The organism is Brevundimonas sp. RM1, from assembly GCF_052907225.1.
Genome location: NZ_JBRERY010000001.1, coordinates 143,680 through 155,463, shown reverse-complemented (window position 1 = coordinate 155,463; position 11,784 = coordinate 143,680). Strand labels below are relative to the sequence as shown.

Sequence of the window (11,784 nt, the reverse complement as noted above, 5' to 3'; positions counted from 1 at the left end):
CCAAGCTGAACGGTTGCGGGCTTCATTCAACCTCATCGGGCGTCGACGGGCTTTCTTTCCGGCGTCGCCCGAATCGACGCGGTTCGCCCTTGGCCTTGGCCGTGATCTCTTTCAGCTTGCGGCCCTGCATGGCCGACAGCGCCTGGCCCGGCGCGCCCTTTTCCGGGTCGGCGAAGGCGCGGCCATGGGTCTGGATTCGCTCGCCCACCGAATCGAGGAACTCCCCCTCCCATTCGGACAGGGAAACGCCCGCCTTCTCTGCCGAGCGGCGGGCGCGTTTCAGGGCATTGAGCGCGGATCGTTTCGCCGCCTCCTTCTGCTGCTCCCAGGGGCTCAGAGAAGGTTTGGTTTTAAGGGCGCCGCCGCCCTTCAGGCTGCTGGAGCGTGAAGGGCCGTCGCCGGAGGGCTTGAAGGGCGTGCGCTTCAGGCCCGCCTCCTTCAGATCTCGCCGAGAGCCGAGAGGTAGAGGTCCAGAATCGCTTCTTCTTCCTGACGCTTGGCCTTGTCCTGCTTGCGCAGGCGCAGAACCTTGCGCAGCACCTTGACGTCATAGCCTTCGCCCTTGGCCTCAGCGAAGACCTCCTTCATGTCGACCATGACGGCCTGCTTGTCCTCTTCGAGGCGCTCCAGGCGTTCGATGATCGAGCGAAGACGGCCCTGGGCCGTGGCGGTCAGGACGTCGGGGCTGGCGTCGAAGGAAGCGTCGTCCATGACTGAACTCCAGAACTCAAATCAAGCTGCGCCCTCAAGCAGGCCAAGGGCCGCCAGGGCAGGAAAGAACCGCGCCCTCAAGCAGGCCTAGGGCCATTGGGACGACTTGGAAAAGAATCACTAGTCAGACGCGAGCCTGCGCTCAACGCCGGACGCGAAAAAGCCGCGGACAACGCCCGCGGCCCTGTGGATAGTCATCCCATCCACCGACGGTCGGCGCGCGCCTCGCCCGCGAAAGGCGGGGCGCGCCGATCGCGCCTGATCAGCCTTGCTTGGCTTTGAAGCGCGGGTCGGTCTTGTTGATGACGTACAGAACGCCCTTGCGGCGAACGATCTTGCAGTCGCGGTGGCGACCCTTCAGCGACTTCAGCGAGCTACGGACCTTCATGGTCGGACGTCCCGGTTGGAGGCCCGTGAGGGCGAGTAAAACAAAAGAGCCGCGGGCGAACCTGCGGCGGAGGCGGTCGTATAGAGAGGCCTTCGCCTTTCGTCAACATTCCGCGCGGGGAATCCGCTGGAGGCCTGGCCCCCGAGTCGAACGGAGGATCTCCGGACTTGCACGTCCGGCGCGTCGCCCCTCCGCCACCAGGCCGTGCTCAGGGAACGCCGCAATGTAAATTCGGCTGATTAACCGCCTGCTTTCAAGAATGGTTAACGGCGCTTTCACCCTTATCACGGAAACTCATCGGACCTTCGCGCGCTTGTGATTGGTCGTGGAATTCGGGGGCGTTAGCCTGTGACTATGCGTATCGCTTATCGTCTTCTGTTGTTGGGTTCGGTCGCCGCCTGCACCCCCATGGTTCCCACGCCGCCGCAGCCCCAGCCTGCGCCGCCGCCCGTGGTCGAGCCTGCGCCCGCCACGCCGGCCCCCACGCCGCCGCCCGCCCAGACGGACCTCAGCGAGGCCTACGACCACGCCAGCTTCGACGCCTGGAAGCAGAGCTTCCTGGAGCGCCACGGCGGCGCCCGCAAATGGGAGTACGCCCGCGAGCTGGAGAGCGTGACGCCGAACCCCAGCATCATCCGCCTGGACCGCAACCAGCCCGAATTCTCGCGCCCCGCCGGGGTCTATATCCAGAACGCCACCACTCCGGCGCGAATCGCCATGGCGCGCCAGCGCGTCGACCGCGTGCCGTGGGACGTGACCCAGAAGTACGGCGTGCCGACCGAAATCCTGCTGGGCGTCTGGGCGCAGGAAAGCGCCTTCGGCCAGGTCCAGGGCGATTTCGACGTCATCCGCTCGCTGGCGACCCTGGCCTATGACGGCCGCCGCCGCGCCTGGGCCGAGGATCAGCTGAAACACGCCCTCGACATCGTGGTGACCGGCAAGCGCGACCGCGCGGGGCTGAAAGGCAGCTGGGCCGGAGCCATGGGCCAGACCCAGTTCATGCCGGACAACTATCTGCGTCTGGGCGTCGATCAGAACGGCGACGGCAAGGTCGACATCTGGGGCTCGGACGCCGACGCCCTGGCCTCGGCGGCGAATCTGCTGGCCCAGGCGGGCTGGAAGCGCGGCCAGGGCTGGGCCTATGAAGTCACCCTGCCCTCCAACTTCGACTACAGCCAGGCCGAGGGGCCGAAACATCCCTGGTCTTACTGGACCGCGCGCGGCGTGCGTCTGGCCGACGGCTCCTCGCCCAACAGCGCCGAGGCGGCCGAGGGCGCGGCCATCCTGCTGCCGCAGGGCGCCAAGGGCCCGGCCTTCCTGGCCCTGCCCAACCACTACGTCATCCGCCGCTACAACAACTCCGTCAGCTACGCCCTGGCCATCGGCATGATCGCTGACGGGGTGGCGGGCAAGCCTGCGCTGAAGGCCTCCTGGCCCAACGACGGCCCCCTGACGCGGGATCAGAGAATCGGCGCCCAGCAGGCCCTGACCCGCATGGGCTTCGACACCCAGGGCGTCGACGGCGTCATCGGCTCCAACACCCGCGCCGCCCTGCGCCGCTGGCAACAGGCCAATGGGCGGACGGCGGACGGCTATCTGACAGACGTGCTGGCGGATGAACTCATCCGCCGGGCGCGATAGCGTCCTTCTCCCCTTGTGGGAGAAGGTGGCCCGTCAGGGCCGGATGAGGGGTCTCTCCGAAATCAGATGCAAGGATTGCGAGGCTAACGTCCCGCAACCCCTCATCCGTCAGGCTTCGTCCGCCACCTTCTCCCACAAGGGAAGAAGGAAGCCTCAGCCCTTCATCCGCCAGGTCGCGCCCTGCGGGCCGTCCATGACAACGACGTTCAGTTCGTTCAGCCGGTCGCGGATGCGGTCGGCCTCAGCCCAGTTCTTGGCCGTGCGAGCGGCGGCGCGTTGTTCCAGCAGGCCCTCGACCTCGGCCTTCAGCCCTTCGTCGACGCCCGAGAACCACTCCGCCGGATCGGCCTGAAGCACGCCCAGGATCGAGGCCGCCGCGATCAACCGCCCCTTGGCCTCGGCCACCGCGCCTTCGTCGCCCGCCGTCATGCCCCGCTCGATATCGCTGGACAGGGCGAACAGGGCCGCCATGGCGCCCGGCGTGTTCAGGTCGTCCTCGATGGACTTCATGAACTCGACCGGCGGCTCGACCTCCGCCGCCTCGACCCCGGCCGCGCGGTGCAGGGCGCCGTAGAGGCGATCCAGGTTCTTGCGGCTCTGCTCCAGCAAGGTCTGGTTCCAGTCCAGCGGCTGACGATAGTGGGCGCTCAGCAGGGCCCAGCGCACCACCTCGCCCGGCATGGCCTGCACCAGATCGTGCAGCAGCAGGACGTTGCCGATCGACTTGGACATCTTCTCGGCGTCCACGGTCAGGAAGCCGTTGTGCATCCAGTAGCGGGCGTATTCGTCGTGCGCCTCCTCGCCGTGGGCGTGGCCGTGGGCGCAGACCCCTTGCGCGATCTCGTTCTCATGGTGCGGGAAGACCAGGTCGATGCCGCCGCCGTGGATGTCTATGGGCAGGCCCAGCGTCTCCTCGATCATAGCCGAGCATTCGATGTGCCAGCCGGGGCGCCCCTCGCCCCACGGCGACGGCCAGGACGGCTCGTCCGCCTTGGACGGCTTCCACAGCACGAAGTCGTGCGGGTTCTTCTTGTAGGGCGCGACCTCGACGCGGGCGCCGGCGATCATGTCGTCCAGATTGCGCCCCGACAGCGCGCCGTAGGACGGATAGGACGACACGTCGAACAGCACATGGCCCTCGGCGGCATAGGCGCAGCCGGCGTCGATGATGGCCTGGATCTGTTTGGTGATCGCCTCGATGTAGTCGGTGACGTGCGGGGCGATGTCGGGCGGCGAGACGTTCAGCAGGCCCATGTCGGCCAGATAGGCGGCCTCATAGCGCGCGGTGATCTCGCCGATGGCGACGCCTTCCTTGGCGGCCTTGGCGTTGATCTTGTCGTCCACGTCGGTGACGTTGCGGGCGTAAACCACCTTGTCCGCGCCGTAAGTGCGGCGCAGCAGGCGCACCAGCACGTCGAACACCACCGGCGGGCGGGCGTTGCCGATATGGGCGTAGTCATAGACCGTCGGGCCGCAGACATAGAGGCTCACCCGGTTCGGATCGCGCGGCGCGAACAGGCGCTTTTCACGGCGCAGGGTGTCGTGGATGTGCAGGGCCATGGGTCAGGTCTTTTGCGAGTTTTCTTGCGGGACTGAGGAGGTGTCCCATATAGCGGCCTGATAGACAGTCAGGGCCGCGCGCCCAAGTCCATATATATTTGTATTCTGAACAGGCGCTCTCGCCGCCGCCGGATCGTTTCATGAGCAGCACCCCCGCCAAGCCCGTCCTCGTCGCCAATGAGGCGCCCCAGCGTCCCAGCCGCGAACAGGCTCTGGAGGCCGTGCGCACCCTGATCGCCTGGGCCGGCGACAACCCCGACCGCCCCGGCCTGCTGGACACGCCCAAGCGCGTGGTCGACGCCTATGGCGAATGGTTCGACGGCTATGACGCCGATGCGGGCAAGGAGCTGTCGCGCACCTTCGAGGACGTGACCGGCTATGACGACATGGTCATCCTGCGCGACATCGAGGTCGAGAGCCACTGCGAGCACCACCTGGCCCCCTTCCTGGGCAAGGCCTACGTCGCCTATCTGCCGGGCGAGAAGGTGGTGGGCATCTCCAAGCTGGCGCGCGTGGTCGAGATCTTCGCCCGTCGTCTCCAGAACCAGGAGACCCTGACCAACGACATCATCGACGCCATCGAATCGCACCTGCAGCCCAGGGGCGTGGCCGTGCTGGTCGATGCGGCGCACCAGTGCATGACGACGCGCGGCGTGCATCACCGCCACGTCTCGACCATCACCACCCGCTTCACCGGCGCCTTCAAGAACGACCCGGCCCTGGCCGAGCGATTCCTCAAGCTGGCTCGAGGCTGAGAGTCAGCGACGGGATTCCGGGGCTGAATTGATCGCGGCCAGGGCGGCCCTGCGCCGAATTCGCAATCTTATTCTCCTGCGGCGTCATTTCCTCGCATTCGACGGCTTTACAAGCCTGCTTCAGGACGCCAAGAGACGAGCCAGACTTTCAGTGTGGTCCGCCGGAGGGTGCGGATCTTGATGGAGACGAGGGCGTAATGGGCGCGAAACTTTCCTCAGGCGGTGGCGGCGGCAAGCTGGCGCAACAGAACGCGGACATCAACGTCACGCCGTTCGTTGACATCATGCTCGTGCTGCTGATCATCTTCATGGTCGCGGCGCCGATGGCTACCGTGTCGATCAAGCTGGACCTGCCGCCCGCGACGCCGCCGGCGCCGGACGCCGAGAAGCCGAAAGAGCCGGTCTACATCACCATCCAGGAAAACGGCTCGCTCTACATCGCCGAGACGGAAACCACGATCGCCAAGCTGACGGCTGACGTGTGCGCCGCCCAGGCCGTGACGACGGACTGCCGTGAAGAACGCGTCTTCGTCCGCGCCCAGCCGGAAGTGAAGTACAACCAGTTCATGGAAGTCATGAACAAGCTTCAGGAAAACGGCTTCTACAAGGTCGGCCTCCTGAACGAAGACATCACCTGAGACGGTCGGTAATCGACAGTCTGGAAAAGGGTCGCCTCGGCGGCCCTTTTTCTTTGCCCGTCAGCCATCGACCGCTTGCGCCCTCCCCCTGTTCCAGCCTCAATGCGCGCCTCGAATGAGGGGGAGTCAATCATCATGCGTCGCCGCACCTTCCTGTCCGCCCTGCCCGCCGGAGCCCTGATGGCGGGGGCCGCCAGCGCCCAGCAGGCGCCGAACGCCGCCACGCCTTCCGCCAATCCGGCCTCCGTCCAGCCCGCCCCTGCGCCAGACCCCTACGCCGGCGTCGGCATCGGCGACCGCATCACCGGGCCGCGCTTCGTCGGCCGCTCGACCGTCTGGGGCGCGAACGGCGCCGCGGCCACGGCCCATCCGGCCGCCACCCTGATCGGCCTGGACACCCTGCGACGCGGCGGCTCGGCCATCGACGCCGCCATCGCCATCAACGCCGCCCTGGGCTTCCTGGAGCCGACCGCCAACGGCATCGGCGGCGACGCCTTCTGCCTGATGTGGGATCCGGCGCAGAAGAAGGTCGTCGGCTTCAACGGCTCAGGCGCCAGCCCGCGCGGCCTGTCGCTGGCGACCGCGCGATCCAAGGCCGGGCCGGACGGCTATCTGCCCCACTACGGCGCCGTCACGGTCAATGTCCCCGGCACGGTCGACGCCTGGTGGAGCGCGCACCAGCGCTACGGCAAGCTGCCGTGGAAGGACGTCCTGCTGCCCGTCGCCGAACTGTGCGAACAGGGCGTGCCGGTGCCGCAAGTCGTGGCCTACTATCTCGAACGCGGCATGGCCAACTTCGACAAGAGCGCCGCGACGATCGAAGAGAACGACAACCGCAAGAAGGTCTGGCTGACCGGCGGCCGCACGCCGAAGACGGGGGAAATCTTCGCCAACCCGGACCTCGGCCGCACCTACCGCATGATCGCCGAGGGCGGCCGCGACGCCTTCTATGACGGGGTGATCGCCGACCACATCGAACGCTATTTCAAGCGCATCGGCGGCTGGATGACCCGCGCCGACCTGGCCGCCCACCGCACCGAATGGGTCGAGCCGCTGATGACCACCTATCGCGGGGTCGAGGTCTATTCGCTGGGTCCGAACACCCAGGGCCTGTCGACCAATCAGATCCTGAACATCTGCGAGCAGTTCGACCTGAAGGCCATGGGCTTCCAGTCCGCCGCCTCCATCCACGTTCAGGCCGAGGCCAAGCGCCTGGCCTTCGAGGACCGCGCCCGCTACTTCGCCGACGAGCGCTTCGCCAAGGCCCCGACCGCCTGGCTGAACTCAAAGGCCTACGCCGCCGAACGGGCGAAACTGATCCGCCCCGACCGCGTCATGGACCGCGTCTTCCCCGGCGATGCGCCGACGCAGGGCGACACCACCTACTTCAGCGTCGCCGACAGCGACGGCATGATGGTCAGCTGGATCCAGTCCAACTATCGCGGCATGGGCGGCGGTCTGACGCCCGACGGCCCGGACGGCCGGACGCTGGGCTTCATGTTCCAGAACCGCGGCGAGCTGTTCGCCCTGAGCGACGGCCACCCGAACGTCTATGCGCCGGGCAAGCGCCCCTTCCACACCATCATCCCCGGCTTCGCCTGCAAGGACGGAGAGCCGTGGATGGCCTATGGCGTCATGGGCGGCGGCATGCAGCCGCAGGGACAGGCCCAGATCATCATCAACATGGTCGACTACGGCCTCGACCCGCAGGAAGCCGGCGACAGCCCGCGCTGGCAGCACTACGGCTCGTCCGAACCGACCGGCCAACCGGCCGAGGGCGTGGGCAAGCTGCATCTTGAATCCGGCGTGCCCGAAGCGACCAAGCGGCAGCTGGCGGCCATGGGCTGGGATCTGGGCCCGCCCGACGGCGGCTTCGGCGGCTATCAGAACGTGATGAAGCAGATCAACGAACAGGGCCGCTGGACCTACGGCGCGGCGACCGAGATGCGCAAGGACGGCAACGCCCTGGCCTATTGAGAACCGGACATGACTGACCTCTCCGGGCGTTGGGCCGGCGTTTACTTCTATCCGGTGGACGCTGAGTTCAATCCTTACGACGACCTGCCGCCGACGCCGTTCGAAGCGCAGATTCGTGATGCGGGCGGAGAGGTCACAGGCTCCACTCTGGAACCCGACACACTCGGCCCTCCCGGTGCTCCGCCGATCCCTGCGCGGCTGGAAGGCCATCATTTTGACGGCCAGCTGGTCTTCACCAAGTTTCCTGACGGCGGCGGCCAGACCCATTCCATCGACTATATCGGCTCGATATCGACGGACGGGAACAGCATCGCCGGGCGCTGGGTGATCCATGGCGACTGGTCGGGGACCTTCCGGATGCAGCGTAAGCCAACACCGGTTAACGCAGCGCTTGATGTCGCCGCGACGGCTTGACCTGACGCCGCGTCAATCGGCTAGAGTTCGTTTCTAAACAGGACGGACCTATGACCGATCTCGTCACGCGCGACTTCATCGCCCCGGCCGCCGACGGTTATCCGCTGTCGATGCGGCTGGTGTCGGCCGCAGAGCCGCGCCTCGCCGTGCTGGTGTCATCCGGCACGGGCTTTCCCAAGGGCTTTTACGAACGGTTCGCCCGCTATCTGGCCGAGCGGGGCGCGGCGGTGCTGACCTATGATTTCCGGGGCATCGCCGGGTCGCGGCCGGATGAGCTGAAGGGCTCGACCATCGACTATCCCGACTGGGGGCGGCTGGACATGCCCGCCGCCCTGGACGCCCTGATCGAGGCGGCGCCGGACCTGCGCGTCGTCCATGTCGGCCACAGCGTCGGCGGCCATTTCCTCGGCTTCATGCCCAATCACGACCGGATCGAGCGGCACGCCTTCGTCTCGGTCGGGACCGGCTGGTGGGGCGGGCACCATCGCAGCTACAATCCGATGGAGTTGTTCTTCTGGCTGGGCTTCGGCCCGTTCAGCCTGATGCGCCACGGCTACATCAAGGGCGGCGGCCTGTGGGCCGGGACCGATCTGCCGCGCGGCGTCTTCACCACCTGGCGGCGCTGGTGCCTGAAGCGCGCGTATTTCTCCAAGGAGTTGGAGACAAGCCTGCGGCCGCATCATTATGAGGCCGTGACCGCGCCGATCCGCTCATGGATCTTCACCGACGACCCCATCGCCACGCCCAGCACCGCGCGCGATCTGTTGAGCGTCTATCCCAACGCCCGCTCGAACATGAGCGTCCATGCGCCCGGCGACTTCGGCGCGCGGCGCATCGGCCACGAAGGCGCCTTCCGCAAGGGGATGGAGCCGTTGTGGGACCGGATTTTCCACTGGCTGGACAATGGCGACGCCTGAGCGGGCGCCTATATCCCAGGCTCATCTTCCCACCGGAGCCTCCCCCATGCCCTATTCCGATCAGCCGACCGTGACCGCCTCGGGCGTGGAGATTCCCCTGCTCGGTTTCGGCACCTGGCAGCTGGAGGCCGACGACGCCCGTCGCATGGTGCGCGAAGCCCTGCGCATCGGCTATCGCCACATCGACACCGCCTGGATCTACAAGAACGAGAAGGCGGTCGGCGACGGCATCGCCGACGCCGTGGCCGAAGGGATCGTCACGCGCGACGACATCTTCGTCACCACCAAGATCTGGGTCGAGCATTTCCAGCACGACGCCCTGCTGCGTCAGGCCGAAGAGTCCGCCCTCAGCCTGGGTCTGACGCCGGACCTGCTGCTGCTGCACTGGCCCAAGCCGACGCCCGCGCTGGCGGAAACCATCGACGCCCTGAACGAGGCGAAGGAAAAAGGCTTCACCAGGAACATCGGCCTGTCCAACTTCCCCTCGGCCCTGTTCCGCGAGGCCGCCGCCCTGTCGAGCGCGCCGCTGATTACCAATCAGGTCGAATACCACCCCTATCTGTCGCAGAAGACGCTGATCGAGACGGCGCGCGATCTAGGGTCGTCCATCACCGCCTGGTCGCCGCTGGCCCAGGGCAAGATCGCCGACGACGCCGTGATCGGCGAAATCGCCAGGGCGCACGGCAAGACCAACGGCCAGATCACCCTGCGCTGGATCATCCAGCAGGGCGTCATCGCCATTCCGCGCACGGCCAAGGAAAGCCGCGCGGCCGAGAATTTCGACCTCTTCGACTTTGAGCTGTCGGCCGACGAAATGGCGCGGATCAGCGCCCTGGCCCGCCCCGACGGCCGCATCGGCGACTGGCTGGACGAGGCCTTCCAATGGGATCAGGATGCCTGATCCGACACGGTTCTAGGGCGCATGCGCCGAGGAGGACGTCATGGGTTCGGTTCTGGGCTTTCCGGGGATTGATCCGATGGACGCCGTCGTCGGCGCGCGCATCCGCCGCTGGCGCGACCGGCGCGGCGTGGCCTTCGCCGACCTGGCCGCCGCCATCGACCTGACGCCCGAGGCCCTGCGCCGGGTCGAGGCGGGCCGCGAGCATCTGGATTCCGCGCAATTAGACGCCGCCACCCGCGCCCTGCGTCTGCCGGTGTGGGCGCTAGTGTCCGACGCCCCGGCCTATTGATCGCCGACGCGTGACAGACGGCGCATGTCCGCCTAAGCGTCAGCGCATGGCCTACAAGTCCCTGCGCGATTTTCTTGAGACCCTCGAAGCCGACGGCGAACTGGTCCGCGTGTCCGAACCCGTCTCCACCCATCTGGAGATGACCGAGATCCAGACCCGCCTTCTTCGCAACGGCGGCCCGGCGGTCCTGTTCGAAAAGCCGGTCATGCCCGACGGCACGATCAGCCCCATCCCCTGCCTGGCCAATCTGTTCGGCACGGTGAAGCGGGTCGCCATGGGCGTGACGCTTGAGGGCAAACAGCGCACCACGGCGGGCGAACTGCGCGAGGTCGGCGAACTGCTGGCCTTCCTGCGCAATCCGACGCCTCCGCGCGGGCTGGGCGACGCGATGGAGATGCTGCCCCTGGCCCAGACCGTCATGTCCATGCGGCCCAAGACAGTGAAGAAGGCCCCGGTTCAGGAAGTCGTGCTGAAGGGCGATCAGATCGACCTGACCGCCCTGCCGATCCAGGGCTGCTGGCCCGGCGAGCCCGCGCCGCTGATCACCTGGGGTCTGGTCGTGACCAAGGGGCCGTCGGACGAGCGCGAGGACGACTTCAACCTGGGCATCTATCGGATGCAGGTGCTGGGCAAGGACAAGGCCATCATGCGCTGGCTGGCCCACCGCGGCGGCGCCCAGCACTACGCCCGGCACAAGAAGGCGGGCAAGCGCGAGCCCCTGCCCTGCGCCGTCGTGCTCGGCGCCGATCCGGGAACCATCCTCGCCGCCGTGACCCCGGTGCCGGAAACCCTGTCGGAATATCAGTTCGCCGGCCTGATGCGCGGCTCCAAGGCCGAACTGGTCCCATGCAAGACCGTGCCGCTGATGGTCCCGGCCCAGGCCGAGATCGTGCTGGAAGGCCACGTCCTGCTGGACGAGTTCGAGGACGAAGGCCCCTACGGCGACCACACCGGCTACTACAACTCGGTCGAGAAGTTCCCGGTCTTCCAGGTGACGGCCATCACCATGCGGAAAGACCCCATCTATCTGACCACCTTCACCGGCCGTCCGCCTGATGAACCGTCGGTGCTGGGCGAGGCCCTGAACGAGGTCTTCATCCCCCTGATCCGCCAGCAGTTCCCCGAGATCACCGACTTCTGGCTGCCGCCCGAGGGGTGCAGCTACCGCATCGCCGTGGTGTCGATGAAGAAGGCCTATCCGGGCCACGCCAAGCGCGTGATGATGGGCTGCTGGAGCTATCTGCGCCAGTTCATGTACACCAAGTGGATCATCGTCGTGGACGACGACATCAACGCCCGCGACTGGAAGGACGTCATGTGGGCCGTCTCGACCAAGATGGACCCGGCGCGCGACATCACCGTCATCGAGAACACCCCGATCGACTATCTGGACTTCGCCAGCCCCGAGAGCGGCCTGGGCTCCAAGATCGGTCTGGACGCCACCGACAAGTGGGAGCCCGAGACCAAGCGCGAATGGGGCGAGGAGATCCGCATGGACGAGGCCGTGGTCGAGCGGGTCAATGACATCTGGGACAGCCTCGGCCTCCCCGGCGACGGTGCGCCGATCTGGAAGCGCAGAACCGGTCTTTAGGA

Annotated in this window: 13 protein-coding genes and 1 tRNA gene; 9 read left to right on the top strand and 5 right to left on the bottom strand. The window is 66.8% G+C overall.

The genetic code is table 11. The features are described 5' to 3' along the window. Nucleotides 1-22 precede the first annotated feature (22 nt). The 4 genes from ACU5AP_RS00825 to ACU5AP_RS00810 all read right to left on the bottom strand — a co-directional run bounded on the left by ACU5AP_RS00825 (nucleotide 23) and on the right by ACU5AP_RS00810 (nucleotide 1,303). Nucleotides 23-337, bottom strand: coding sequence for a hypothetical protein (locus ACU5AP_RS00825; RefSeq protein ID WP_046653270.1), 315 nt, complete (start codon nucleotides 335-337; stop codon nucleotides 23-25). 101 nt (nucleotides 338-438) lie between these two features. Continuing rightward, complete coding sequence (locus ACU5AP_RS00820) at nucleotides 439-711, bottom strand: DUF2312 domain-containing protein (RefSeq protein ID WP_003165749.1); 273 nt, start codon at nucleotides 709-711, stop codon at nucleotides 439-441. A gap of 262 nt (nucleotides 712-973) precedes the next feature. Further along, nucleotides 974-1,099, bottom strand: coding sequence for a type B 50S ribosomal protein L36 (ykgO, locus tag ACU5AP_RS00815; protein ID WP_003165750.1), 126 nt, complete (start codon nucleotides 1,097-1,099; stop codon nucleotides 974-976). A 127-nt stretch (nucleotides 1,100-1,226) separates the two neighbouring features. After that, a tRNA-Ala gene (locus tag ACU5AP_RS00810) sits at nucleotides 1,227-1,303 on the bottom strand. A 150-nt stretch (nucleotides 1,304-1,453) separates the two neighbouring features. Between ACU5AP_RS00810 and ACU5AP_RS00805 the strand changes: the two genes are divergently transcribed. Continuing rightward, nucleotides 1,454-2,740: a lytic murein transglycosylase gene (locus ACU5AP_RS00805; protein ID WP_003165751.1), complete on the top strand. Its 1,287-nt coding sequence runs from the start codon at nucleotides 1,454-1,456 to the stop codon at nucleotides 2,738-2,740. 153 nt (nucleotides 2,741-2,893) lie between these two features. Here the strand turns inward: ACU5AP_RS00805 and cysS are convergent, their stop codons facing one another. Further along, nucleotides 2,894-4,300, bottom strand: a complete 1,407-nt coding sequence (cysS, locus tag ACU5AP_RS00800; protein WP_128720505.1) for a cysteine--tRNA ligase — start codon at nucleotides 4,298-4,300, stop codon at nucleotides 2,894-2,896. Nucleotides 4,301-4,440: 140 nt separating this feature from the next. On the opposite strand from cysS, the gene folE reads away from it, so the two are divergent. The 8 genes from folE (at nucleotide 4,441) to ACU5AP_RS00760 (ending at nucleotide 11,782) form a co-directional block, all read left to right on the top strand. Then, entirely contained in the window at nucleotides 4,441-5,055 is a 615-nt protein-coding gene (gene folE / locus ACU5AP_RS00795) for a GTP cyclohydrolase I FolE (protein ID WP_003165753.1), read from the top strand. Between the two features lie 197 nt (nucleotides 5,056-5,252). Further along, nucleotides 5,253-5,693 (top strand): biopolymer transporter ExbD, encoded by a 441-nt coding sequence (locus tag ACU5AP_RS00790; RefSeq protein WP_128720507.1) that lies wholly within the window; start codon nucleotides 5,253-5,255, stop codon nucleotides 5,691-5,693. A gap of 135 nt (nucleotides 5,694-5,828) precedes the next feature. Next, entirely contained in the window at nucleotides 5,829-7,670 is a 1,842-nt protein-coding gene (locus ACU5AP_RS00785; protein WP_446680671.1) for a gamma-glutamyltransferase family protein, read from the top strand. Nucleotides 7,671-7,679: 9 nt separating this feature from the next. Next, nucleotides 7,680-8,084 carry a hypothetical protein gene (locus ACU5AP_RS00780; RefSeq protein WP_128720510.1) on the top strand — a complete coding sequence of 135 codons (405 nt, stop codon included), beginning with the start codon at nucleotides 7,680-7,682 and terminating at the stop codon, nucleotides 8,082-8,084. A gap of 50 nt (nucleotides 8,085-8,134) precedes the next feature. Continuing rightward, entirely contained in the window at nucleotides 8,135-9,001 is an 867-nt protein-coding gene (locus ACU5AP_RS00775; RefSeq protein WP_128720511.1) for an alpha/beta hydrolase family protein, read from the top strand. 46 nt (nucleotides 9,002-9,047) lie between these two features. After that, nucleotides 9,048-9,902 carry an aldo/keto reductase gene (locus tag ACU5AP_RS00770; protein WP_128720512.1) on the top strand — a complete coding sequence of 285 codons (855 nt, stop codon included), beginning with the start codon at nucleotides 9,048-9,050 and terminating at the stop codon, nucleotides 9,900-9,902. A gap of 40 nt (nucleotides 9,903-9,942) precedes the next feature. Beyond that, nucleotides 9,943-10,191, top strand: coding sequence for a helix-turn-helix domain-containing protein (locus ACU5AP_RS00765; protein ID WP_088410098.1), 249 nt, complete (start codon nucleotides 9,943-9,945; stop codon nucleotides 10,189-10,191). Nucleotides 10,192-10,237: 46 nt separating this feature from the next. Further along, a complete protein-coding gene (locus tag ACU5AP_RS00760) occupies nucleotides 10,238-11,782 on the top strand; it encodes a UbiD family decarboxylase (protein ID WP_128720514.1) in 1,545 nt (514 codons plus the stop codon). Nucleotides 11,783-11,784: the final 2 nt, after the last annotated feature.